This window comes from Rothia sp. SD9660Na, from assembly GCF_030064065.1.
In the GTDB taxonomy this organism is placed as follows: domain Bacteria; phylum Actinomycetota; class Actinomycetes; order Actinomycetales; family Micrococcaceae; genus Rothia.
Genome location: NZ_CP125946.1, coordinates 1,330,446 through 1,354,340, shown reverse-complemented (window position 1 = coordinate 1,354,340; position 23,895 = coordinate 1,330,446). Strand labels below are relative to the sequence as shown.

Below are 23,895 nucleotides of genomic sequence, written 5' to 3'. Positions count from 1 at the left end.
GGCGCCCAACCGGGGCAGGAAACCACTTATAAGGTGGTGGGAGAGACTTGTGGATTTTGGCAAACCCCAACCACAAGAAAGGCTCCCAATGCATATCACTGGGTTGCAGTGGGGTGTAACGATTGCGTTCATCCTGGCACTGCTTGCTTATGACTTCTTCTTCCACGTGCGTAAAGCACACGAACCCACCATCAAAGAGGCCGCGATCTGGTCAGCCGTCTACGTGGGTATCGCTCTGCTCTTTGGCTTGGTCATCCTCTTCTGGGACGGCACCCAGTTTGCCGCCGAATACTACGGCGGCTACATCACCGAGAAGGCTTTGAGCGTTGATAACCTCTTCGTCTTCTTGATTATCATGGCCTCCTTCCGCGTGCCGCGTGAGGACCAGCAAAAGGTTCTACTCTTCGGTATTATCTTCGCGATCATTGCCCGTACCGTCTTCATCTTCCTCGGCGCCGCCGCAATTGAGCGTTGGAGCTGGGTCTTCTACCTCTTCGGTCTGATTCTGATTTACACCGCCGGTAACCTCATCAAGGGTGAAATCACCGATAAGGAAGAAGAAGACGAAGCCAACAACATTGTGGTGCGTCTTGCTAAGAAGATGTTCAACACCGTTGACTACTACGACGGCGACAAGCTCTTCACCGTAGAAAACGGCAAGAAGGTCATGACCCCCATGCTGCTGGTCATGGTAGCTATCGGTGGTACCGACATCCTCTTCGCCCTGGACTCCATACCCGCGATCTTTGGTCTGACCCAGGAAGCCTACATTGTCTTCACCGCAACCGCCTTCTCACTGATGGGTCTGCGTCAGCTCTACTTCCTGATTGACGGCCTACTGGACCGCCTCATCTACCTCTCATGGGGCCTGTCCATCATCCTGGCCTTCATCGGTGTGAAGCTGCTGCTGCACGCTCTGCACGAGAACACCCTACCCTTCATCAATGACGGCCAGCCCGTTCACGTTGTTGAAGTAACCATCGGTTTCTCACTCACCGTTATCGTCGGCGTCCTGATTGTGACCGTGCTTGCATCCCTGCTCTCACCCAAGGGCAAAGCCCTGGCTACTATCCAGAAGGTTCAGACCCTGTCTGAGAAGTACCTGAACCTGCCCGCCGATACCTCCGAGGCTGAGCGTGCTGAGATTCAGCGTCAGCTGGATGAGCAGGTTGCTAAGTCCCGCGAGATTCCGCAGAAGTACCGCGACGAGCTGATTGAGTCTGAGAACGAGTACCAGGACCTGGTACGTCGTGCCCGCACCGCTCACGCCGAGCGCAGCGCCTAACCGGCGGTAGGCGTCCGCCCCAAGAACTAGGGGTGCGGACGCCCGCCCCGGCTTCACGACCGCTGGCCCCATCCCGAGAGGGAAGGGGCCAGCGGTCTTTCTATACCTGGGGGAGGGGCGCCATAAAAACTATTACCCTAGAGATGGGCAACTGGTTTGAGTAGAATAGACCTTAACCTATATTCCTGCCCTGGGATGGAGCTTCCATGTCTGCAGCCGAGTACCTTCCCCTGGTCTTTAGCCTCCTGCTCCTGGGTGGGCTCTTTATGGCCATAGCTCGCATGGGTGCAGCCGGTACCCTGAGCCGTAACGGCCTGGTAGGAATTCGCACCGCAGCAACCATGCAGTCAGATGCTGCCTGGTATGCGGCCCATAGCGCGATTGCCCCTACCCTGCGAGCCTGTGCCTGGGTTCAACTAGCCGGGGCCGTTGTCATCCTTGTCCTTGCTCTCTCTATGGAAAATGCGCCTATTATGCCCATCGGTCTAGCATTCCTACTTCTTCCCATTATCGGAATGCTGATTGCTACCGCTACCACGGCTGCTAACGCTGCTAACGAGGCTCACCAGCGAGTAAAAGAGGATTCTCAGGCATAGAAACGCCTGCAACCTTGAAAAGCGCCGCAGGTTTAAACTAGAGCATCGGCGTGCTGACCCTAGTATTAGGGTCAGCACGCCGATGCTCTATTGTTCAGATAAAAACCTAGCGCATATCAGCCAGCAGATTCTTCAGATGGCCCAGAATCAGGGGGCTGTCAGCGCCCAGGCCGTCGTGATGGTGAGTCTTGGACGTCCACACACGGGTGTTCCCCACAAACTTGGCGGTCTTCATCGAGTGGGCGTAATCCACGTACACATCGGGCACGTAGGCCGCTGCAACCAGGGGCACCTCGTTGCGGGCCAGCTGGTCGTGGTCGTAGAGACGGCCCCAGTCCTTCTTCTCAGCCAGCAACTGGGCAACCTCAGCCAGCGGACGCAGAGCCGGGTCCTCCTCGTAATACCAGGGGAAGATATGCTCACCGGTCAGCAGCAGGGGAGAGGCGTCCTCGGCAAAATCCGGGCGCTCAGCGTACATGCGGGCAGCCGACCAGTTGGTCGGCGAAGCGGACGGCGAGGTGCCCCCCAAATCTTGGGCGGGACCGTCCGCATAAATTGTCTCGTGGAGCAGGCCGTAGAGGGGGCTAGCCTGGAAGCTGACCTGGGCGCTGACCTCCGTCAGGAACTGGTCAGAGAGCCAGCTTTCCGATTCAGCGAAAGCTGATTCCAGGACATAGTGCAGACCCCTAGCCCGGCCGTTACCGCCCAAAATATTGCCCAGCATCTGGAAACGGTGCGGGGTGAGGCGCTCGCCGGTGGGCATGTATTCTTCGTTCTTGGCCAGGTGCTCACTGATCCGGACGGCCAGGTCCTGATCTTCGGGGTACCAGCCGTAGTATTCCTCGGTGCGCTCCTTCATACGGTTGAGGGTGGAGCGGTAGACGTCATCCACGTGGGAGCGGATGGGGGCAAGCCCGGCAGTCATGCGGGAATCCTTGATGGACTCGGGGGCGAAGGAGAGGTAGGAGAGGGTGAGGAAGCCGCCGAAGCTCTGGCCCATGGTCGACCAGCGCTTATCTTGGCGATCGGCCAGGAGGAATTCGCGGACGACCTCGGCGTCGGCAATGATGGAATCGGCGCGGAAGAGCTCACAGAACTCAGCCTGTACCTCGGGGCTGCCTTGGGCGGTGATGACGCGGGCAGAAAGCGGGGTGGAATTGCCGGTGCCGCGTTGGTCTAGCAGAATCAGGCGGTGGGTCTTGGCAAGTTCCTGGACCCAGCCGCCTTCAGAGATAGGGCGGGGGCTCTTGCCGCCGGGGCCGCCCTGCAGGTAGACCATGTAGGGGCGCTCATCGACGGGGGTGGTCAGGGTGTCAGAGGTGTCGATGACTTCGCGGGCGAAGACGGTGATGGTCTGGTTGGCAAAGCGGGAGTCCAGAGCAGCTGCCTCGCCCTTGCCGTAGATCAGCCCGTGGGTCAGGGGCACGGTGAACCAGTGGTCAATGAGCTTGAGGGACTCAATGGTGTGGGTGGCGCCGACGCGGTGGGTCGGCTGGGGCAGGTGTGGGTGGGTAGGCATGGGGCTCCTTTGCACACAAATCAGGTCTTTCTTCTACCGATAGGCTACCCTAGCTTCCCCGTGCGGGTTCTGAGGTGGTGCGTAAGAAGTTCTAATGTGACCGCTTTAGAAGAGGGCACCCCTCAACCTTTCCACTCACACAGTAGGGACCAGAAAACTCCCGATAGTATGCCTTCTCCATAAGGATTTCGGTAGGAATCTGGTCCCTAGTGGGTGGGGTGAGAGGATTCTAGAAAGCCCCCACGCTCTCAATCAGCACCACCGGCGCGCCTTCCTCATCTGAGGCGTCCAGGTCGACCCGGGCGACAATCCCGAAATCGTGGTTGTCGTCGGGGTCGGCAAAGACCTGGCGGACCTTCCAGACCCCGGGGTGAGCCGCCGTGTCGTCGTCAATCTCAATCAGGCGCGGGGAGCGGGCCTCGGCGTCCGTATAGATATCCTCATACTCCTCAAAGTAATCGTCCATGGCCTCGGCCCAGCGGTCGGCATCCCAGCCCGAGCGCTCGCCGTCCAGCTCGCCCAGCAGGCGGTCGCGTTCATCCGCAAAAAGCTCCACCCGGCGAAACATCGCGTTACGCACCATCACCTTAAAGGCGCGGACGTTGCTCGTCACCTTGGAAGCCGACTCGGCAACGAGCTCTTCAAGAGAGTCCTGAACCGGGGTGCCTTCCTCACCGGCAGCCAGGCGCTCCCACTCGTCCACCAGGGATGAGTCGGTCTGGCGGATAACCTCGCCCAGCCACTCAATCACATCGGTCAGCTCATCGGTTAGGGCAGATAGGGGCACGGTCTGGCGCAGGGCCTTATAAGCGTCCGACAGGTAGCGCAGCAGAATGCCCTCGGAGCGCTCCAGCCCGTAGAACTGGATGTAGTCGCCAAAGCCCATAGCCCGCTCATACATATCGCGCACCACACTCTTGGGCTCTACCTCAAACTCCTTCATAAAGGGAGCGCCCGCCGAGTAGGTCTCAAAGGCCTGTTCTAGCAGGTCAGCCAGGGGCTGGGGGTAGGTGATTTTGTCGAGCTCAGCCATACGTTCGTTGTAGTCCAGCCCCTCAGCCTTCATCTCGGCCAGGGCCTCACTCTTGGCTTTCTTCTCCTGGCCAATTAGCACCTGGCGGGGCTTTTCCAGGGTGGACTCAATCACCGAGACAGCATCGAGAGCGTAGGACTCCGACTCCTTATCGAGCAGAGACAGCGAAGCCAGCGCGAAGGGGGAGAGCGGCTGGTTCAGGGCGAAGTTCTCCTGCAGCGAGACGGTCAGGCGCACGGTGCGGCCAAACTCGTCGGGCTCCGGCAGGCGCTCCACCACGCCCCCGTTGAGAAGCTCCCGGTAGATGCCAATCGCCTTGCGCTTGAGGGCACGCTGCTTAATCGGTGGCTCGTGGTTGGCGGTGAGGAAGAGCATGACGGTCTCAAAGGGGTCAGCCTCGCGCTGTAGCATATTGAGCATCATGGAGTGGGTCATCTGGAAGGACGAGGTCAGCGGCTCGGGTTCTGCGGCAATAATCTGCTCGAAAGTCTTGTCGCTCCAGGCCACAAAACCCTGCGGGGGCTTCTTCTTTTTACCCCGCAGTGACTGGGCCATCTTCTTCTCGTCCCCGTTGAACTTCTCCCGGGCTTTGGCTTCAAGCCGGTCGTTCTCAATTTCGTGTTCGGGAGCCTGGACCACCACGTAACCGGCGGTATCAAAGCCAGCCCTGCCCGCGCGTCCTGCAATCTGGTGGAACTCACGGGACTTCAGGCGGCGGGTGCGCTGCCCGTCAAACTTGGAAAGGGCAGTTACGAGCACCGTGCGGATGGGGACGTTAATACCCACACCCAGCGTATCGGTACCGCAAATCACCTTGAGCAGGCCCGCTTGGGCTAGCTGCTCCACCAGGCGGCGGTACTTGGGTAGCATGCCAGCATGATGGATGCCGATGCCGTTCTTAATGTATTTTTGCAGCTGCTTACCGAAGCCCGCCGAGTAGCGGAAGCCTGCGGTCAGCTCGTTAATCCGCTCCTTGTCTTCCTTCGACGCAATGGCCAGGCTCATGAGCGAAGCGGCAGTATCAATGGCCTGTAGCTGGGAGAAATGCACAATGTAAACCGGAGCCTGATGGGTGCTCACCAGCTCATCGACCTTCTCCACCAGGGGCTCACGGGAATAGGTGTAGTTGAGGGGGATAGGGCGGGTTTCGCTGGTGACCAAGGACGTCTGGCGGCCGGTTAGCTCGGTCAGCTCCCGTTCAAAGCGGCTGGTGTCGCCCAGGGTCGCGCTCATGAGCAGGAACTGGGCCTGGGGCAGATCTAGCAGGGGGGCCTGCCAGGCCCAGCCACGCTGGGGGTCAGAGTAGAAATGGAACTCATCCATGACCACCTGGGTCAGATCAGCCCCTTCACCCTCACGCAACACAATGTTGGCGAGAATCTCGGCGGTACAGCAGACAATGGGGGCATCGGCGTTAATGGAGGAATCGCCGGTCACCATGCCCACGTTTTCAGCCCCAAAAATCTCACAGAGATCAAAGAACTTTTCAGACACCAGGGCCTTAATAGGGGCGGTGTAGTAGGAACGCTGGCCGGTTGCTAGACCCATGAAGTGGGCAGCAATAGCAACGGTAGACTTGCCCGACCCGGTGGGGGTCGCCAAAATGACGTTGCTGCCCGCAGCCAAGTCAAGCACGGCTTCGTCCTGAGCAGGGTAGAGCCGCATACCGCGAGCCTCGATCCAGGACAGGAAGGCTTCGTAGGCTTCATCGCCCGTGAGCGGGTTAGAGGCAAAATCGCCACGGAAGTAGGGCTTGCTGTTATCGGCTAAAGAGGGGGAGAGAAAGGGAAGAATCTTCATGGTTCTTCTAGTTTAATAGACCGGTCAAGACAAAGGCGGGTGTGACGCTTGTCAAACCTGCCCAAAGTGTTCTAAGGTAAAGGGCAGAACTTAACCGCGTATCTAGCTCACGAAAGGAGGCCCACGAAATGAATAATCGACCTATTCCCTTCAACAGCCTCCCCGTGGGTAGACACATCAATGGTGCGCTCGCTTCTAGCCCGACTGCCGGTTAGACGAGTACGATAACCTGACGTAGACACACCTATCGGGGCAAGCGAACCCGGTAGGTATTTTTATGCCCTGCGGGTTTTCCCTCACACACGACCTGCACACCCGCACGCACACGCTGAAAGAGTAGCCCGATGGCTGAGATGACTGACGAGACAAAGACGCCTAAAGAAAAAGTTAAGTTCCGTATTGCCCCGCCGGGCTTCCGCTGGCGACCCCTCTTCTTTCTGCCCTTCCCCCTCGATATTCTGACCTCCCTCGCCCTGGTCTTCCTGCCGGTTCTGGTGGGGTCGATTATTGATCTGCATACCTCAGGCGATGAGGCAGGTGCCTGGCGGCTGGTCTGGTTGCTGGTGGGTGTGGTGGTTTACCTGTCGGTCGTTGAGTTCGTGGGGTGGGGTATCACCTTTAGGGTGGTGGCCCGCATCGAACGGGACTGGCGCCTCTACATTGCCAGCCTGATGTCCCGCAGCTCTAACCGTGATACCGGCGCCCTCATTGCGATCTTGAACAAGGACGCCCGCTCCATGGCCCAGATGTGGCAGCCTATGATTCTGGCCTTTTCTGCGGTGGGCGTGACTGCCCTGGGAACCTGGCAGCTGTGGCGCATTAGCCCGGTGATTGCTGTGGTGAGTTTAGGCGGCTTGATCCTGACCATGCTGACCCTCACCTGGATTTCCAAGCTACTTGAGAAGCACGCGGACGTCTTCCGCGACAAGGTGGGGGTATCTACCTCCCGCGCCTCTGACGTAGCCTCCTCGATTCGCACCATTCTAGGCCTGGGTGCCCAGCGCCGCATGATGGACCGCTACGGGGCAACAGCCCAGGACGTCTACACCTCCCAGATTCGTCTAGAGAGCGTGCAGACCTGGTCGTATGCGGTGCGCAACCTGCTGGTGGGAACCGTGACCTGGGTGGTCATTGCGCTCGCCCTACGCGGGGCCGCACCCGAGGGTACCTGGATTACTGAGGTTCCCGCTGGCCAGCTGGTCACGGTGGTTGGCCTAATTAACACCCTGACCGGGCCCATCTGGTCAGTGGAAATGTTGCTCTTCTCCTGGCGCAATGCCCGTGTTGCCCTCAAGCGCGTAGATAGACTTGCAGCCGAGGTTGAGGCTAACTCTCAGGTAGAGAGCAAGGACGCCCCCGCCCCGGCGACCAGCGCCGCAGCAGGGCAGGTTCTGGTTGATGTTCCCCGGGCCAGCGCCCCGGTGCACTACATCAACCCGCGCGAAGCCGGGTTGCCAGCCCAGGGCTACGCCGAAGCTCTGACCGAAGCCCTACGCCAAACTCAACCTGCCACGGGCGGGGAGCGGGTGGCGGGCGTCCTCACCGGGGATGAGCGTGTGCTTCTTTCGGAACCCAACCCCATGATTTTTGCCGGCTCCCTGGCTGACCACCTGCAGATGGGCACTGCCGGGTTGAGCCGGGAGCGCATGATTGAGCTGCTGAAGCTCACCGACTCCGAAGAAATCGCCTTCCGACTCGGTGGCCGCGACCCCGAAAACTACCTGGCCAGCACGTTGGCCTCAGAGGGCACCAACCTCTCTGGTGGCCAGCGGCAGCGCCTGGCCCTGGCCCGGGCGCTGGCCCAGCCGGCGTCCGTGCTGGTGCTCACCGAACCGCTGAACTCGGTGGATGAACCCAGCCAGAAGTTCATCTTGAACCAGCTCGAAACCTATACGGGCCAGCCCGGCCCTCTCGAACACATCCGCCAAATTTACCTGGTCTCAACCACCATGGAGGTTGAGCGACGACTGAAAGCAGGTGAGGCCCGTGGCTAACCTCCTCCCCATTACCGACGGTAAGACTACTTGGCGGCTGCTGGCCCTCTCGATTCTCAAAACTCCCTGGCAGCTGGTTTGGCTGGTGGTTTTGTTTGTGGCTAGCTCCGTAGCTACCCTGGTGACCCCCATTATGGTGGGCCAGTTGATTGACCGGGCCACTACCGGGCAGCTGACCGGCTACCCCTGGGCAGAGCTGGCGGTTATTGGCCTTGCTGTGGTCGCCGGTGCCCTGTTGGCCCGTGCCTGGACCTTCCAGGGCCAGAAAATGGGCGTGCGCCTCAATCGCGACCTGGGCATTGACCTGGTGGGGGCCTCCCTGCAGCTGGACGCCCAAACCGTTGAGGACGCCGGCTCCGGCGACCTGGTTGCCCGCCTGACCGATGACGTCGATAGCGTGCGCCAGGTACTGGCCACTGGCCTGCCGGAATTCGCCCATATCAGCGTCTACATGCTGATTACCGCAGCTACCATCTTCACTGTGAACCCGGCAATCGGCCTGGTGACCGTGCCCATGTTTATCGTGATGACCATCGTGCTCTCGATTTTCCTACCACGGATTGCCACGCTCACCCGGGAAAAGACCGAGGCGGTCAGCGACCTGACCGTTGTGGCAACCGAAAACATTCGCGGCGCTGGGACCGTTGAAGAGCTGGGGATTAGGGAGGCCCGTACCCGGGTGCAGGATGAGCGTATCTGGAAAACCTTTGAGGTCAGCGACCGCATGGTCGTGGTGCGCTCCATCTTCTGGGCAGTTGATGCCTTCAACTCATTCCTACCCCTGGTGCTCTCCATGGTCTGGGGCGCCTACTGCGTGGAGCAGGGCTGGGCGACCTGGGGCGACGTTGCCACCGCCTCTATCATGCTCTTCACCATGCGGGTCAACTCGGATATTTTCACCTTCTGGCTTGACCGTCTGCGCGAAATGACCGTCACCATGGGTCGCGTCTTTGGCGTCATCGACCTGTCGAACCAGCAGCAGGCCCGCCGTGCCGCTGGGCAGGTGCCTGCCCCGGCGCAGCTGGCTGAAGGAGGTGCGTCCGCCCCGGTCATCGACCTACAGGGCGTGACCTACGGGTACGACCCGGACGCCCCCGTGATTAAGGGCGTAGATCTGCAGCTGGCGGCGGGGGAGAGCCTTGCTCTGGTAGGACGCTCCGGCTCGGGCAAGACTACCCTGGCTCGCCTGATTGCCGGGTCACTTACCGCAGATAGCGGCACCGTGCAGGTCGGTAGTCAGCTGGTGGGCAACGGTTTGTACCCCACCCAGCCTGATGCCAGCGGACGCCCCGCCCTGCTCATCTGCACCCAGGAGGCCCACGTCTTTGTTGGCTCCCTGGCCGAGAACATGACCGTGGCAGCCCCTGACGCTAGTGCCGAACAGATGCTCACCGCCCTGCGGACAGTGGGTGCCACCTGGGTTGATGACCTGCCCGAGGGGCTGGAGAGTCAGGTGGGCGGGGTCTCTGCGGAACTCACCCGCGACCAGGTTCAGCAGCTGGGTCTAGCCCGCATCGTGGCGGCTAACCCCCACGCGGTAATCCTGGATGAATCAACCACCCAGCTGGAATTGGCGGACGCCCGCCAGTCCCTGACCGCGGTGATGCAGGGCCGGGCCGTCATCATCATCTCCCATGACGCCCGCATCGCCTCACTGGCTGATAGGGCTGTGCTCCTTGAGGACGGTGAGCTGGTAGCTGAAGGTAAACCGGAGCACATCTTTGCACGAGCCTAAACTGAGGTACATCATCAGCACCCCACGCATAGACTGGGTGGGATGCTCGTTGCTAGTCTAGACTCATGAGTTTAACTAAGACCCCAGCAGATCCCGGCCAGTTACGCCGAGCAGTCCTCGTCGTTGCCGGTCTCAACCTGGCCTATTTCTTTGTTGAAGGGGCCATCGCTCTGGCAATCGGCTCAGTGAGCCTCCTGGCAGACAGCGTGGATTTTTTTGAAGACTTCGCCGTCAATTCCCTCATTGCTATCGCCCTAGGCTGGTCGCTGACCTGGCAGGCGAGGGCGGGCAAGGCGTCCGCTGTGATTATCCTGCTCCCGGCCCTGGCCGCAGTCTGGCAGATTGCGGCAAAATTCCCGAATCCGGACGCCCCCGATGCGTTTACCCTCTTCGTTACCGCGGGTGGCGCTGTGGTGGTTAACCTGATCTGCACTCTTATTCTGGCTCGCTTCCGCACCGGTGCGGGGTCGCTCACTCAGGCTGCCTTTCTTGCCGCCCGCAACGACGTTGCCATTAACCTAGCCATTATTCTCATGGCTGGGGCAACTGCCCTTGTTGGCACCGGCTGGCCCGATCTGGTGCTCGGTGCCCTGATTCTAGTACTCAACCTGGGCGCTGCCAAAGAGGTCTGGGAAACTGCCCACGAAGAAGCCCTGGCAGCTAAGGCTTTAGCCGGCGATTTTGACGACGACTAAAGCTCTGCGACGAGTTACGCAGGAAGCTACCAGGGCAGGGGTTTATCTCTAACTAAAGAGCGCCAGGGAGCGAATGACTGTCTGGGCCAGGCCATAGATGAGGCCGCTTGTGACGAGTAGGGTCAGGGCCCAGGCTGCCAGGGTGTGGAGCGGGCCACCGGCGTTGACCTCAACCTGCTGGTCAGCGGTGCCCAGCTTCCCGTGGCCTGCCAGCTTGGCCATGTCCTTCTCTGAGGCATGGTGCTTTTCATGGACCGGCTTGACCAGTAGGTTAGCGATGAAACCAACTGCCAGCACGCCCACCATGATGAAGAGGGAGGGCTGGTAGAGCTCGGCGCCAGCGGCATCGGGGTTACCGTTGCGTACTGTGTCTTGAACCAGGTTGACGATGAGGGGGCCAGCAATACCCGCAGCTGACCAGGCGGTCAGCAGGCGGCCATGGATAGCACCGACCTGCAGGGTACCAAACATATCGCGCAGATAGGCCGGGATAGTGGCAAAGCCGCCGCCGTAGAAGGAGATGATGATGAAGGCGGTGGCGATAAAGAGCACCAGGCTGACATTACCGAAGAGGGCCCAGGTGATGTAGAGGGCTAGGCCTACGCCCAGGTACATCACGTAAATATTCTTGCGGCCGATGATGTCTGAGGTAGAGGACCAGATGAAGCGGCCACCCATATTGGCCAGTGAGAGTAGGCCGACGAAGCCCGCTGCAGCCGCTGCGGAGATGGGGAAGTAGGACTGAATCATAGGGGAGGCTGATTCAAGCAGACCGATACCGGCGGTGACGTTGGTGAATAGGACCGTCCAGAGCAGCCAGAACTGGGGAGTGCGGATAGCCTGAGCTGCGGTGACGTTTTTGTCGGTGCGCATGGTGTTGGGCTTCTGCTGAGATGGGTCGAAGCCACTAGGCTTCCAATCGGGATGGGGAACCCTGATCACAAAGGCACCGAGCAGAATAACGAGGGTGTAGGAGGCCGCGAGAACCAAGAATGAGGGGACGAGCGCTGATGCCTGTTCGGTTTTCTCAGCTGAACCTGAAAAGAGCTCCATAAGCTGGGCCGATACGGGAGAAGCGATGAGCGCACCGCCGCCGAAACCCATGATGGCAAGCCCGGTGGCCATACCCGGGCGGTCAGGGAACCACTTCATGAGAGTCGATACCGGGGAAATGTAGCCCAGACCCAGACCGACGCCGCCGAGTGCGCCGTAGCCCAGGAAAACTAGCCACAGCTGGTTGGTGGTCACGCCGAGAGACGCGATGAGAAAACCTAGAACCCAGCAGGTTCCTGCGGTCAGCATTGACTTACGAGGGCCAACCCGCTCTACCCAGGTGCCACCGATAGCCGCTGAGATACCCAGCATGGCGATTGCGAGAGAGAAGACCCATCCCACTGCGGTTTCGGTAGAGTCAAAGTGGGTGACCAGCTGGGTCTTGAAAACTGACCAGGCGTAGACCTGCCCAATGCAGAGATGGATGGCAAGTGCAGCTGGTGCCATGAACCAGCGGTTAAAAGTGACGGGCGCGATGATGGCTGACCTATCAAGAACTGACATGAAGTGTTCCTCTGAAATGTGTGCCTGAGGGCTTAGATACTGTCTGATGATGCGCTCTACATTATCCCACACCGGGGTCTGAATTGTGCTGCTCACCATAGTTGTGGTGCGCTCAAAGGGTCTTGTTTCATTTTGAGTATTCCTTGAGGTGTTTTGAGGGAGCTGAAACTGCAAAACATGACTCAGGGCACTAGACTGGAAGATGGCAGATAAGCTAGTTAACAAGGAAGTTCACAGTATGAGCAAGCCCTTCCCCTCAGACCTCGAAATCGCCCAGGCAGCGACCCTGCAGCCGATTACCGAGATCGCTTCAGCATCAGGAATCAACGAAGATCGCCTGGAGCCCTACGGCAAGTACGTTGCCAAGGTGCAGCTGACCGACGACACCACCGCAGAAAAGGCCCTAGCTCGCGGGTCCAAGTACATCGTGGTCACGGCCGTTACCCCCACCCCTCTCGGTGAGGGTAAGACCGCAACCTCGGTCTCCCTAGCCCAGGGTATGGCAGCAACCGGTCGTAAGGCCATGCTGACCCTGCGGCAGCCTTCCATGGGGCCCACCTTCGGCATTAAGGGTGGCGCAGCGGGTGGCGGCTACTCCCAGATTGTCCCCATGGAGAAGCTCAACCTGCACCTGACCGGCGACTTCCACGCCGTGACCGCAGCCCACAACCTGCTCGCTGCCATGATCGACAACCATCTGCACCACGGTAACGAGCTGCGCATCGACACCCGCGCCATTACCTGGCGCCGCGTCATCGATATGAACGACCGCGCCCTGCGCAACGTGGTGATTGGTTTGGGCGAGCGCATGGACGGCGTGCCCCGTGAAACCGGCTTCGACATCACCTCAGCCAGCGAAATCATGGTGATTCTCTCGCTCTCCACCAGCTTCGCCGACCTTCAGGAGCGCCTGGCCAAGATCGTGATTGGCCTCAATGTGGACGGCGACCCCGTGACCGCAGCCGACCTCAAGGCTGACGGTGCTATGGCTGTCATCCTGGCGGACGCCATCAACCCTAACCTGCTTCAGACCCTTGAGAAGACCCCCGCACTGATTCACGCGGGCCCCTTCGGTAACATCGCCACCGGTAACTCCTCGGTCGTCGCTGACTACGTTGGTCTTGAGCATGCCGATTACGTGATTACCGAGGCAGGTTTCGGAGCTGACATGGGCGCGGAGCGTTTCTTCAACGTCAAGTGCCGTGTCTCCGGTCTCAAGCCGGACGCCGCCGTCCTGGTGGTTACCGTCCGCTCTCTCAAGTCTCACTCTGGCCGCTACAAGATTGTGCCCGGCAAGCCCCTGCCCGAGGGCCTGCTGGCCGAGAACATCGAGGACGTCGAGGCAGGTGCCGCTAACCTGCTCAAGCACATCGAGATTGTGCGCTCCTTCGGCGTGCAGCCGGTGGTTGCTATCAATGCCTTCCCCACCGATTTCGAGTCAGAACACGAGACAATTCGCCGCATTGCCGAGGAGGCTGGCGCTCGTGTGGCGATTCACCGCGGCGTTGCCGAGGGCGGTAAGGGCGTGACTGAGCTGGCGGATGCCGTCGCCGCAGCTTGCGATGACGTGAGCGAGCTGACCTACACCTACGAGGACGGCGACAGTCTGACCACCAAGATTGAGAAGGTTGCCACCAAGGTCTACGGGGCGGACGGCATTGAGGTCGCCCCCGCTGCGGCTAAGCAGCTGGCTCGCTACGAAGAGATGGGCTACGGCAAGCTGCCGGTTGTCATTGCCAAGACCCACCTGTCCATCTCGGCTGATGCCTCGCTGAAGGGTGCTCCGACCGGTTGGACCCTGCCGGTGCGCGAGGTGCGCCTGGCAGCAGGCGCCGGTTATGTGTACGCCATCTGCGGCACCATGCGTACCATGCCGGGTCTGGCTAAGTCCCCGGCTGCCGAGCGCATTGGCTTTGACGAGAATGGCACCATGGTCGGTCTCTTCTAAATCGCCTTAAACAGGTAGGTACCATCTACATCAGAAAAACCCACGTGACTGGTGGGTTTTTCTGATGTAGATGGTACCTAGTTCCTTAAGCGCGAGGTTACTGCTGTTCGGGGGGCGTGGTCACCGGTAATGTCAATGACCAGCAGGTCAGTTGAAAACCTTCGAAGCGTCGAAAGATGTCGTGATATCGGTGCCGGTTGCGGGCAAGACCGCGCAGTCGAACTCGGTAAACTCAGCCAGCACCTCATCGGTATTCTCAGGGCCGCCAATGAACTCGGGAACACCCACCTCCTTCATATGAGCCGGCAGGGCTTCAAGATCTGGAGTCTTAGGCATGGATGGGCAAACCACCAGCTGCCCGGCCGTATCAATCTCAGCGCTGTTATGCACAATCATCTGAGCTAGGGTATCTACCGCTTCCTTGCGTCCTGCCTTCTCAGGGAAGAGAGTAGCCCAGGTAATCCAGGCGCTCGCCCCCGGCCAGGGAACGGAGCAGCTCCATATCGCGGGCCACCTGGGAGGTTCCCATGTAGTTGGCAATCTCTGAGCCGGCGGCGCATTCGGCAAGCTGCACGGCGGCGACTTCAGAGTCCGACTCGCACATCACGGGGGGAGGACGCCCCCCGATCCCGCGCGGGCAACAGACCGAACCTGGTGAGAATGGTTTTCATGTGTCTGTAAAAACCAGTGTAGTCTCACACCTGTCTTAAGCAATCAGCCATTAGGATGAACCTGCTCCCCGCCTACAGGCAGATAAACGGCAACTAGGCCCAGTCCTTCTTGGGGGAGGTGCCACCGATGCCGGCGTTGAAAGTGTTGGTGGGGTCAAGCTGCTTAAAGTGTTCCACCATAGCCTCGGGCATGTGGTAGAGGCGCCCATAGTTGTGCTCAGCCGGCAGTTTGGCGCCGCGGGCCTCAAGCAGCTCCTGGATATCATCGTGCAGCTTATGGGGGTCAACACCCTTCTTGGCGACGTAGTCCTGGTGCATGACGTGGCAGAAGAAGTGGCCGTAGTAGGCGGTAACATCCAGCTGGCTAGCAATTTCAGGGGGCAGTACCTCTAGCCAGTCCCAGTCATCGCGGCGCAGGGCAACATCGATGGGAATGAGTTCGCCCAGCTCCTTGCGCTTCATGCTGGCGTAGCGGGTGGCGGCGCTGGCAGCGCCAAAGCGGTTGAGGTTGGCGCTCTGTGCTTCGTCCGCCGTGCAGATGAAGAAATCGCCCTCGTGCTCGGGCGCCGCAAAGAAGTCCTTGAGCATGGTTTCGGTCGCCTGCTTCTGGGCCTCGCTGACGGTGAGCAGCAGGTGGTGTTCGAAGCGGTCGCGGTAGTCCAGCATACGCTTGGGCAGCTGGCTGGGGACCAGGTCAAAGATACGCTGGGAGACGGTGTCTGCGAAGGTGGGGCCGATACCTGGAACCTTGCCGAAGACCCCGTTAGCCCAGGTCTTGAAGGCAAACATGCGGGTCTGCAGAGCAGAGCTCATGTACTTGAGGAAGACGAAGGTGTCTTTGCCGTACTTTTCTGCCAGGTCGAAGGCGCTACGGCCCATGTACTCACCCGAGATGGGCAGGGGCATGTCGGCTTCGAGGAAGATGCGGCGGATTTCTTCGAGCTCGCGGGGGTTGTGGGTGCCGATGTAGAACATGGCGGGGTTCTTTTCGAGCGGGAAGGTGCGGGTTCGCACGGCAAAGACCATGATTTTGCCAGCGGATCCGGACGCCTCAAACAGGTACTCGGGGTTGGAGTTGTAGCGGGCGGGGGTGGGCTCCATCTTGCGCAGATGGGCCGCGTATTCGGTCTCGCTGGTGTCGGCGGGGGCAGGGGTGACATCGTCCGCCGACCATGCGCCGCGCTGTAGCTTATCGAGGGCAACTTCGGGGTCCTCACCCAGGGAAATGCCCAAGTGGTTAATGAGCTCGACCTTACCTTCTTCGGTGACGCGGGCGTAGATAGCTTCGCGGGTGAAGGCCGGACCTTTACGGATCTGGCTACCACCGGAATTGTTGGCGATGCCGCCGATGACCGAAGCACCGATGGAGGTGGACCCGATAACTGAGTGCGGCTCGCGGTTGTGCGGGGCGAGTTCTTCAGTCAAGTGGGTCAGGGTAGCGCCGGCCAGGGATATAGCCTCACGGGCATCGTTAATCAGGTGCACCTGGTTAATCAGGTGGGTTGAGATGAGTACGATGGGTCGGTCGTAGTCCTGGAAGCCCGGGCCAGACCCGCCGGTTAGACCGGTGTTGGAGGCCTGGGGGATCACCATAAAGTTGTGATCGACGCAAACCTGTAGAGCCTTCCACATCTGCACGAGGGTTGTGGGGCGCAGCACCGCAAAGAGAGGCCCGCCGCCAAAGCGGTAGCCCTTACTGAAGGGGGCTGTTGCGTGCTCTGCGGTGAGCACATGCTCAGCACCAACGATGTCTTTAAAGGCATCGAGGGCTTGCTGATGGGCTCCAGGGTTTGCTTGGGCGGTCATCTCACTTCTTTCTGTCGGTTCGTATCCCTGCCTGCCCCTGGCACTGTCGTGCTTGAGTTAGGGCTTGGACTATGACAGGGCTCATAGACATCATCCGCCCCTGGCTTGGGGCTGTCAAACAGAAAGGGTGCGGCGGTGAGCCTGGTCGAAGAAATGCAGTTCATGGGTGGACGCCTGCTGGTAGGCCTGTGCCGCGAGGGAGCGGACGCGCGGTGGGGCATCTTCGAGAGCTGCCTCCACGTAGCTGAGGGCCTGCTCGACCGAGGCCCTAAAATCTGCTGACCCGTACATGCTTAACCAGGCGGTGTAGGGGTGATCGGGCGTGTTGGAGGCGGCGAGAAGCTCACCGATTTCTGCATAGAGCCAGTAGCAGGGGAGTACGGCCGCGGCAGCGATAGCGTAGTCCTGCACGCCGGCTGAGGCTGTCAGGAAGTCGGTGTAGGCTCGTGTGACCGGGGACGGGCCTGCCGAAACGTAGTCAGAGCCCAGCCAGCTCCCGTGGAGTAGGGACTCTACCGTGATGCATTCTGCTGCCCCGCGCGCCCAGAAAACCTGCTGCTCGGAGGTGGGAGCCTTGGCGCTCAAGAGGGCCAGGGCCCGTGAGTATTCCCGCAGGTAGAGGGCATCTTGATCCTGGTAGAAAGTGAAATCCTCGGCCGGCAGCGTTCCATCGGCTAGCTGGCGGATGAAGGGCAGGGCCGTGATGCGCTCCCAGAGGCCGCCGGTCATTTCCCAGAGGGTAGCCGTGTGTGGGCCAGCTGCCGGAATCAGGGGAGCCGGGGCGGCGGCGTCCGCAAAAGCACCCAGGGGAATCGGGGTGGCATCGGCAGCCGCCGAGCCAGCCCAGAGGTTCCAGAAGTGGTTAACCGGGCCGTGACCGGCTCCCACCTGTAAGCGGCCGCTGGTGGCGATAGCCCCGTGCAGCCAGGCGATGACCCAGGAGAGGGCCTCCTCGAGGCTGTCACCCGCCCCCAGGCGGGTGGCCAGCGCGGACGATAGGGAACAGCCCGTGCCGTGCGTGTTAGCGGTCGCAAGGCGCTGCCTACTAAAGACCGCCTGTACCCCGTCAGCTGTGACCACCGCGTTCCCTGCCTCGGAGCCGGTCAGGTGGCCACTCTTGACGATCACGGCTGCCCCGTACCGGGTAGCAACCCGCTGGGCCATCTGGCAGGCCTCATCCCAGGTGGCCGGTGGCTGCTCCTGGGCTAGAATCGCAAGTTCCGGGGTATTGGGGGTAAGCACAGTAGCACGGCGGGAAAAGCTGCGCAGGGCCTCTTCTGCGGCAGGTTCTAAAAGCCGGTCGCCGCTGGTAGCAATCATCACCGGGTCAAGGACCACAACCTGCTGGGGGTTATCGTCGAGCCAGGTGGTCACCGTATCGATGAGGTCTACCGACCCCAGCATGCCAATTTTTACGGCGTCGATACGCACATCGTCACTCACCGCATCAAGCTGGGCCCGTAAAAAGTCGGTGGGCGGAATCTCAATGGCCCGGACCCCCAGGGTATTTTGGGCGACCAGGGCGGTGATAGCACTCATGCCGTAGCCGCCTGCTGCCGCAATGGATTTGAGGTCAGCTGAAGCACCTGCCCCACCGCTGGGGTCGGTGCCTGCGATAGACAGAATATTGGGGACGGAGCGGGAACTTTGGTAGCCCTTTGCTGTAAAAAGCCCGCGTAACCGAGCAGCGGTTAGCTCCGGCTCAGATGCCCCCATGAGGGCAGAGACCACGCAGATTCCGTTGACCCCGGTGGCAGTAAGTTCGGCCGCGTTATCAAGCTGGATGCCGCCGATGGCTACGCTCGCGATGCCCGCCTCTGCCGCCCGTTGGGCTAGCGCGGTGATACCCGCAATCCCCAGAGCTGGTGCCGCATCGGGCTTGGTGGGTGTTTCAACCAGCGGGCCCAGGCCCACCACATCGGGGAGCCGAACCCCGGTCGCTGTGCACTCTGCGATACAGCTCTCTAGCTGGTCGCGGTTCTCAATCGACAGGCCAATCATCAAATGATCCGGCAGGAGCTGGCGGGCCTGAACATAGGGCATATCGGACTGCCCAATATGCAGGTGCAGGTCCAACGAGAGAGCAAGCTGCACCCGGTCGTTGACGAAAATTGGCACCCGTCCGCCCACGGCGCGGGCCAGAGCCCGGGCCTGAACTTCAAGCTGCTCGTCACTGGCCTGCTTATCGCGAAGCTGCACCACGCTGACCCCGCCCTCGATGGCCCGCAGAACGTGGTTGGTCAGGTGCTCGGCAGGCTGAAAGGACGGGTCTGTGACCAGGTAGAGCGACCAGTCAACGGATGCACGCTCGGTAGGGGATACAGTCATGCCTGCCCACCTGCTTTCAGCTCCCGCAGGCTGACCCGCCCAAGAATCTGCTCAGCACTCAGCTCGGCCAGGGCATCGAGCCAGGCGACCGCGAAGGAGCCGGGCTTAGTGGCATAAAGACTACCGGCAACTGAACCGGCAGCAGCCGTATGGGCGTGAGCGGCAACCACAGCATCGTGGCGGTCTAGACCTGCTGCCAGCGCTGCCCCGGCATAGGCAGCGACCAGGGCTCCTAAGAAGCAACCGGTTCCAATCACCTGCGCCATGGTGGGGTGCCCGCCTTCTACTGCCGTTACCCGGTCGCCGGCGACAATGTAATCAACCACCCCGCTGATAGCAACCGTGGCACCGGTCTGCTGACTGAGCACGCGGGCTGCGGCGAGTACATCCTCGGCCTTATCGGTTGCATCTACCCCGCGTCCGCCCCGACCGCTACCGGCTAATACCCCAATCTCTGAGGCGTTGCCTCGAATCACGGCGGGGGAGAGCTGCATTACCTCCCTGTAGAAGTCGGTGCGGGCTGTGAGCGCGCCAGCTGCAACGGGGTCCAGCACCCAGGGGGTTCCCGCGTCCTTGGCTCCGGCAATGGCCTGTCGCATTCCCTCGTATTGTTCGGCGCTGGGGGTGCCACCGTTGACCAGCACGCCGGTAGCAATCTGAGCAAAATCGTAGGACTCAGCCGGCGTATCGCACATAGCCGGGGCAGCACCCGCCGCCAGCAGGGCGTTGGCGGTAATGTTACTGACCACAGTGTTGGTCAGGCACTGCACCAAAGGCGTGGTATCTCGCATCGCTGTGATTGCTGCAAGGACGGCGGTGCTTGAGTCAGAGGGCGCATCGAGGCGCGCAGAAATATGGGCATGCTCCTGCATGGGTTTCCCTTCGCTAGTTCTAACTAGAGCAGGTTCAGTGGGTGTGTTCTCAGCCCCTGTCCGCCAGTAAAGAATCGGCAGTAGGGGCACCCCAAACCAGTTGTAAGGTTCATGTTAACAAGTAGACCGGTGGGCGACAAGGTATAGCTTCTGTATTACGGCACCACCGGGCTTGCCAGAGGGGGCTCTTACCAGCCCCGCTCCTTCCACTCCGGCAAGTGGGGGCGTTCCTTGCCCAAGGTAGTGGAATCCCCGTGACCCGGTAGCACCAGGGTGTTATCGTCAAAGCAGCCGAAGATGCGCTCAGACACATCGGCAAAGAGCTGCTCAAAGTCCTGGGGAGAGTTGGTCTTGCCCACCCCGCCAGGGAAGAGCGAATCCCCGGTGAACAGCAGAACCCGCTCACCGGCGTCCGCACCTTCATCACCAGGAACCCGCAGGGCCAGGGCAATTGAACCCGGGGTATGCCCGCGCAGAGCAATCACCTCAAGCTCAATGCCGGCTAAGGTCAGGCGCTCGCCGCCCACCAGGTGTTCTTCAACCTCTATGCCTTCCTGCTTAGCGATAGCTTCAGCGTCGGGGGCGCCGCAGTAGGTTGCCGGGTCCCAGGCTTCAACAGCCTCGGGCAGGGCTCGGATGTGGTCCCAGTGGGAATGGGTGGTTACCAGGGCGCGGACGCCAGCCCCCGCCTGGTCGTGCCGGTCGTGGGCAGCAGGGGAGTCGGCGGCGGCAGTCTGCTGGGCGAAGGTGTTGATGGCGGGAAAGTCGTCCGCGGCATCAATCAGCACCTGCCCACCGCTTGCCCGGTGGGTCAGCAGGTAGACGTTGTTTTCCATCTCCGATACCGCAATGGATCGCACGGTCAGGGCGTTGGACTCAAAAATCAGGGTATTGGTTAGGTCACTCATGGCCCCATTCTAGGCACTCACCCCGCCTTTGTACCACGCCCTGCCCGTTTTAAGCCCTCAGAATGAGCAGGATGTGGTACAAACCGGGAGGGGCTAGGCGCTTTCATCGCTCACGCAAACCTTATAGAATATATCTTCGAAACATTCTCTTAGATAGGTGACTCATGGCAGGCTCAGCCACACAACCCACCGGCAACGACCTCACCCATATCCGTGTGCAGGGCGCCCGCGAAAACAACCTCAAAAACGTCGACCTCGACATCCCCCGCGACGCCATGGTCGTCTTCACCGGCCTCTCCGGCTCCGGCAAATCCTCCCTGGCCTTCGACACCATCTTCGCAGAAGGCCAGCGCCGCTACGTCGAATCCCTCTCCTCCTACGCCCGCATGTTCCTGGGCCAGGTCGACAAACCCGACGTAGACTTCATCGAGGGCCTTTCACCGGCCGTCTCCATCGACCAGAAATCTACCTCCAAGAACCCGCGCTCAACCGTCGGCACCATCACCGAAATCTACGACTACATGCGCCTGCTCTGGGCGCGCGTGGGCCACCCCCACTGCCCCGAATGCGGCGAGGAAATCTCCAAGCAGTCCCCTCAGCAAATCGTTGACACCCTCATGGACTACCCCGAGAAAACCCGCCTGCAGGTGCTCGCCCCCGTTGTCTCAGCCCGCAAGGGCGAGTTCGTCGACCTCTTCAAAGAACTCTCCACCGCCGGCTACGCCCGTGCCCGCGTGGACGGCGAGGTCATCCAGCTCACCGACCCGCCCAAACTCGAAAAGCAGTACAAGCACACCATCGAGGTCGTCGTTGACCGCATCGCCACCAAGGAGAGCGTCCACCAGCGCCTGACCGACTCCGTCGAAACCGCGCTGGGGCTCGCCGACGGCAAGGTTCTCATCGACTTCGTGGACGAGGACGTCGACGCACCAGGCCGCACCCGCTCCTTCAGCGAAAACTTAGCCTGCCCCAACGGCCACCCCCTAGCCGTCACCGAGGTAGAGCCCCGTGCCTTCTCCTTCAACTCACCCTTCGGCGCTTGCGCCGCCTGCGATGGCATCGGCTCCACCCTTGAAGTAGACACCGACCTAATCGTGCCCAACCCCGACCTCTCCCTGGCCGAGGGCGCCGTCGCCCCCTGGGCCACCGGCAAGGCCACCAGCGAATACTGGCTGCGCCTGCTCGCCGGTCTTGCCGACGAACTCGACTTCGACCTTGCCACCCCCTTCAAAGACCTTCCCGCCAAGGTCAAAAAAGCTATCCTGAACGGCAAAGACTACAAGGTCACCGTCGCCTACAAAAACCGCTTCGGCCGCGAACGCCGCTACACCTCCGGCTTCGAGGGCGCCAGCGCCTACATCAAACGCAAGTACGAAGAAACCGAATCAGACTGGTCAAAAGACCGCTACGAACAGTACATGCGCAAGGTCGCCTGCACCTCCTGCAACGGCGCCCGCCTCAACCCCACCATCCTGGCCGTCACCGTCGGCGGCAAGTCGATTGCCGACGTCACCGACATGCCTATGCGCGAAGCCCTCACCTTCATGCGCTCGCTGACCCTGAGTGAGCGCGAGGCTAAGATTGCTGAGCTGGTGCTCAAAGAAATTGATGCCCGTCTGCAGTTCCTGCTCGATGTGGGCCTGGACTACCTGAACCTGGCTCGCTCGGCGGGTACCCTCTCGGGCGGTGAGGCCCAGCGTATTCGCCTGGCAACCCAGATTGGCTCCGGCCTGGTGGGCGTGCTCTACGTGCTGGACGAGCCCTCCATCGGCCTGCACCAGCGCGATAACCGCCGCCTGATTGAAACCCTCACCAAGCTGCGCGACATGGGCAACACCCTGATCGTGGTGGAACACGACGAAGACACCATGAAGGAAGCCGACTGGATCGTAGACGTTGGCCCCGGCGCTGGCGAGCACGGCGGGCAGATTGTGCACTCGGGTACCTTCGCCGAGCTCCTTGAGAATAAAAACTCCGTGACCGGTGACTACATGGCCGGACGCCGCGCTATCACGGTGCCTGCCACCCGCCGTCCGGTTGACCCCAAGCGCACCATCAAGGTCATTGGGGCCCGCGAAAACAACCTCAAGAACGTGGACGTTGAGTTCCCCCTGGGCGTACTCACCGCTGTCACCGGCGTCTCCGGTTCGGGCAAGTCCACCCTGGTCAACGATATTCTCTACACCTCTCTGGCAAATAAGCTCAACGGGGCCAAGCAGGTGCCGGGCCGTCACAAGACCATTACCGGCCTGGAACACCTCGACAAGATTATCCACGTGGACCAGTCACCCATCGGCCGCACCCCGCGTTCAAACCCGGCGACCTACACCGGCGTCTTTGACCACATCCGCAAGCTCTTTGCAGAAACCACCGAAGCCAAGATGCGCGGCTACCAGCCCGGTCGTTTCTCCTTCAACGTCAAGGGCGGACGCTGCGAAGCCTGCTCGGGCGACGGCACCCTCAAGATTGAGATGAACTTCCTGCCCGATGTCTACGTGCCCTGTGAGGTCTGCAAGGGCAAGCGCTACAACCGCGAGACCCTCGAAGTGCACTACAAGGGCAAGACTATTGCCGACGTCCTTGAAATGCCGGTCTCTGAAGCCGCCGAATTCTTCGCCGCCTTCACCAAGATTTCGCGCTATCTCGACACCCTGGTGGACGTGGGCCTCGGATACGTGCGTCTGGGCCAGTCAGCGACCACCCTCTCCGGCGGTGAAGCCCAGCGCGTCAAGCTGGCTACCGAACTGCAAAAGCGCTCTAACGGCCGTTCCATCTACGTGCTCGATGAGCCCACCACCGGCCTGCACTTTGAAGATATCCGCAAGCTTCTTGGGGTGGTGCAGGGCCTGGTTGATAAGGGCAACACCGTCATTACCATCGAGCACAACCTCGATGTCATCAAGAGCGCCGACTGGCTCATTGACATGGGCCCCGAAGGCGGCGATGGCGGTGGCACCGTGCTGGCAACAGGTACCCCCGAGCAGCTGGCAACCGTTCCAGAATCTCACACCGGCCGCTTCCTCGCTGAGATGCTCTAGGGCAGCAGCACCCCGCCGGGGTATGCTAAATAGGTCAAAACAGCCCTAAAATTTCAAAAAGCATACCCCGGGTGGGGTGCCTGCCACGGTAGGCCCCGCCAGCTGTGCAC

At 60.7% G+C, this 23,895-nt stretch carries 16 protein-coding genes and 1 riboswitch; of the genes, 7 read left to right on the top strand and 9 right to left on the bottom strand.

The genetic code is table 11. The annotated features are described in order from the left end of the window. The first annotated feature begins 88 nt into the window (after positions 1–88). Together QM007_RS06550 and QM007_RS06545 are read left to right on the top strand one after the other, a co-directional pair. Positions 89–1,285 carry a TerC family protein gene (locus QM007_RS06550; RefSeq protein WP_283489229.1) on the top strand — a complete coding sequence of 399 codons (1,197 nt, stop codon included), beginning with the start codon at positions 89–91 and terminating at the stop codon, positions 1,283–1,285. Positions 1,286–1,491: 206 nt separating this feature from the next. Then, positions 1,492–1,881 carry an SdpI family protein gene (locus QM007_RS06545; RefSeq protein WP_283489228.1) on the top strand — a complete coding sequence of 130 codons (390 nt, stop codon included), beginning with the start codon at positions 1,492–1,494 and terminating at the stop codon, positions 1,879–1,881. A gap of 106 nt (positions 1,882–1,987) precedes the next feature. Here QM007_RS06545 and QM007_RS06540 read toward each other — a convergent pair whose 3' ends face one another. Beyond that, entirely contained in the window at positions 1,988–3,400 is a 1,413-nt protein-coding gene (locus tag QM007_RS06540; protein WP_283489227.1) for an alpha/beta fold hydrolase, read from the bottom strand. Between the two features lie 229 nt (positions 3,401–3,629). Further along, positions 3,630–6,233 (bottom strand): DEAD/DEAH box helicase, encoded by a 2,604-nt coding sequence (locus QM007_RS06535; protein WP_283489226.1) that lies wholly within the window; start codon positions 6,231–6,233, stop codon positions 3,630–3,632. 344 nt (positions 6,234–6,577) lie between these two features. On the opposite strand from QM007_RS06535, the gene QM007_RS06530 reads away from it, so the two are divergent. The 3 genes from QM007_RS06530 to QM007_RS06520 all read left to right on the top strand — a co-directional run bounded on the left by QM007_RS06530 (position 6,578) and on the right by QM007_RS06520 (position 10,657). Continuing rightward, the gene (locus QM007_RS06530; protein ID WP_283489225.1) at positions 6,578–8,227 is read left to right on the top strand and encodes an ABC transporter transmembrane domain-containing protein; all 1,650 of its coding nucleotides are present in this window, start codon (positions 6,578–6,580) and stop codon (positions 8,225–8,227) included. Then, complete coding sequence (locus QM007_RS06525) at positions 8,220–9,962, top strand: ABC transporter ATP-binding protein (RefSeq protein WP_283489224.1); 1,743 nt, start codon at positions 8,220–8,222, stop codon at positions 9,960–9,962. The genes QM007_RS06530 and QM007_RS06525 overlap by 8 nt, the downstream gene beginning before the upstream one ends. Before the next feature lie 65 nt (positions 9,963–10,027). Then, the gene (locus QM007_RS06520; protein WP_283489223.1) at positions 10,028–10,657 is read left to right on the top strand and encodes a cation diffusion facilitator family transporter; all 630 of its coding nucleotides are present in this window, start codon (positions 10,028–10,030) and stop codon (positions 10,655–10,657) included. 48 nt (positions 10,658–10,705) lie between these two features. Here QM007_RS06520 and QM007_RS06515 read toward each other — a convergent pair whose 3' ends face one another. Then, entirely contained in the window at positions 10,706–12,214 is a 1,509-nt protein-coding gene (locus QM007_RS06515; RefSeq protein WP_283489222.1) for an L-lactate MFS transporter, read from the bottom strand. Positions 12,215–12,452: 238 nt separating this feature from the next. Here QM007_RS06515 and QM007_RS06510 point away from each other — a divergent pair, with 238 nt between their 5' ends. Beyond that, entirely contained in the window at positions 12,453–14,162 is a 1,710-nt protein-coding gene (locus QM007_RS06510) for a formate--tetrahydrofolate ligase (protein WP_283489221.1), read from the top strand. 147 nt (positions 14,163–14,309) lie between these two features. On the opposite strand, the gene QM007_RS06505 is transcribed toward QM007_RS06510, so the two are convergent. From QM007_RS06505 to QM007_RS06480, 6 genes are all read right to left on the bottom strand, one after another. Continuing rightward, positions 14,310–14,558 (bottom strand): hypothetical protein, encoded by a 249-nt coding sequence (locus tag QM007_RS06505; RefSeq protein ID WP_283489220.1) that lies wholly within the window; start codon positions 14,556–14,558, stop codon positions 14,310–14,312. Between the two features lie 40 nt (positions 14,559–14,598). Then, a complete protein-coding gene (locus tag QM007_RS06500) occupies positions 14,599–14,766 on the bottom strand; it encodes a hypothetical protein (protein ID WP_283489219.1) in 168 nt (55 codons plus the stop codon). A gap of 160 nt (positions 14,767–14,926) precedes the next feature. Next, positions 14,927–16,639 (bottom strand): D-lactate dehydrogenase, encoded by a 1,713-nt coding sequence (gene dld, locus QM007_RS06495; protein WP_283489218.1) that lies wholly within the window; start codon positions 16,637–16,639, stop codon positions 14,927–14,929. 114 nt (positions 16,640–16,753) lie between these two features. Beyond that, entirely contained in the window at positions 16,754–18,967 is a 2,214-nt protein-coding gene (locus tag QM007_RS06490; RefSeq protein WP_283489217.1) for a bifunctional hydroxymethylpyrimidine kinase/phosphomethylpyrimidine kinase, read from the bottom strand. Next, the gene (thiM, locus tag QM007_RS06485) at positions 18,964–19,839 is read right to left on the bottom strand and encodes a hydroxyethylthiazole kinase (RefSeq protein WP_283489216.1); all 876 of its coding nucleotides are present in this window, start codon (positions 19,837–19,839) and stop codon (positions 18,964–18,966) included. Before thiM ends, QM007_RS06490 begins: the two co-directional genes overlap by 4 nt. Next, positions 19,828–19,943: riboswitch (TPP riboswitch) on the bottom strand. Its footprint overlaps the gene before it by 12 nt. Positions 19,944–20,027: 84 nt before the next feature. After that, positions 20,028–20,747 (bottom strand): MBL fold metallo-hydrolase, encoded by a 720-nt coding sequence (locus QM007_RS06480; RefSeq protein ID WP_283489215.1) that lies wholly within the window; start codon positions 20,745–20,747, stop codon positions 20,028–20,030. Between the two features lie 164 nt (positions 20,748–20,911). Between QM007_RS06480 and uvrA the strand changes: the two genes are divergently transcribed. After that, entirely contained in the window at positions 20,912–23,785 is a 2,874-nt protein-coding gene (gene uvrA / locus QM007_RS06475; protein WP_283489214.1) for an excinuclease ABC subunit UvrA, read from the top strand. Positions 23,786–23,895 lie beyond the last annotated feature (110 nt).

Bases quoted from the DNA above. Each gene is read 5' to 3' on its own strand.
- uvrA (WP_283489214.1), top strand. From the start codon at position 20,912: ATGGCAGGCTCAGCCACACAACCCACCGGCAACGACCTCACCCATATC.
- QM007_RS06520 (WP_283489223.1), top strand. From the start codon at position 10,028: ATGAGTTTAACTAAGACCCCAGCAGATCCCGGCCAGTTACGCCGAGCA.
- QM007_RS06535 (WP_283489226.1), bottom strand. From the start codon at position 6,233: ATGAAGATTCTTCCCTTTCTCTCCCCCTCTTTAGCCGATAACAGCAAG.
- QM007_RS06515 (WP_283489222.1), bottom strand. From the start codon at position 12,214: ATGTCAGTTCTTGATAGGTCAGCCATCATCGCGCCCGTCACTTTTAAC.
- QM007_RS06540 (WP_283489227.1), bottom strand. From the start codon at position 3,400: ATGCCTACCCACCCACACCTGCCCCAGCCGACCCACCGCGTCGGCGCC.
- QM007_RS06510 (WP_283489221.1), top strand. From the start codon at position 12,453: ATGAGCAAGCCCTTCCCCTCAGACCTCGAAATCGCCCAGGCAGCGACC.
- QM007_RS06505 (WP_283489220.1), bottom strand. From the start codon at position 14,558: ATGATTGTGCATAACAGCGCTGAGATTGATACGGCCGGGCAGCTGGTG.
- QM007_RS06490 (WP_283489217.1), bottom strand. From the start codon at position 18,967: ATGACTGTATCCCCTACCGAGCGTGCATCCGTTGACTGGTCGCTCTAC.
- QM007_RS06500 (WP_283489219.1), bottom strand. From the start codon at position 14,766: ATGTGCGAGTCGGACTCTGAAGTCGCCGCCGTGCAGCTTGCCGAATGC.
- QM007_RS06530 (WP_283489225.1), top strand. From the start codon at position 6,578: ATGGCTGAGATGACTGACGAGACAAAGACGCCTAAAGAAAAAGTTAAG.
- QM007_RS06550 (WP_283489229.1), top strand. From the start codon at position 89: ATGCATATCACTGGGTTGCAGTGGGGTGTAACGATTGCGTTCATCCTG.
- thiM (WP_283489216.1), bottom strand. From the start codon at position 19,839: ATGCAGGAGCATGCCCATATTTCTGCGCGCCTCGATGCGCCCTCTGAC.
- QM007_RS06545 (WP_283489228.1), top strand. From the start codon at position 1,492: ATGTCTGCAGCCGAGTACCTTCCCCTGGTCTTTAGCCTCCTGCTCCTG.
- dld (WP_283489218.1), bottom strand. From the start codon at position 16,639: ATGACCGCCCAAGCAAACCCTGGAGCCCATCAGCAAGCCCTCGATGCC.
- QM007_RS06480 (WP_283489215.1), bottom strand. From the start codon at position 20,747: ATGAGTGACCTAACCAATACCCTGATTTTTGAGTCCAACGCCCTGACC.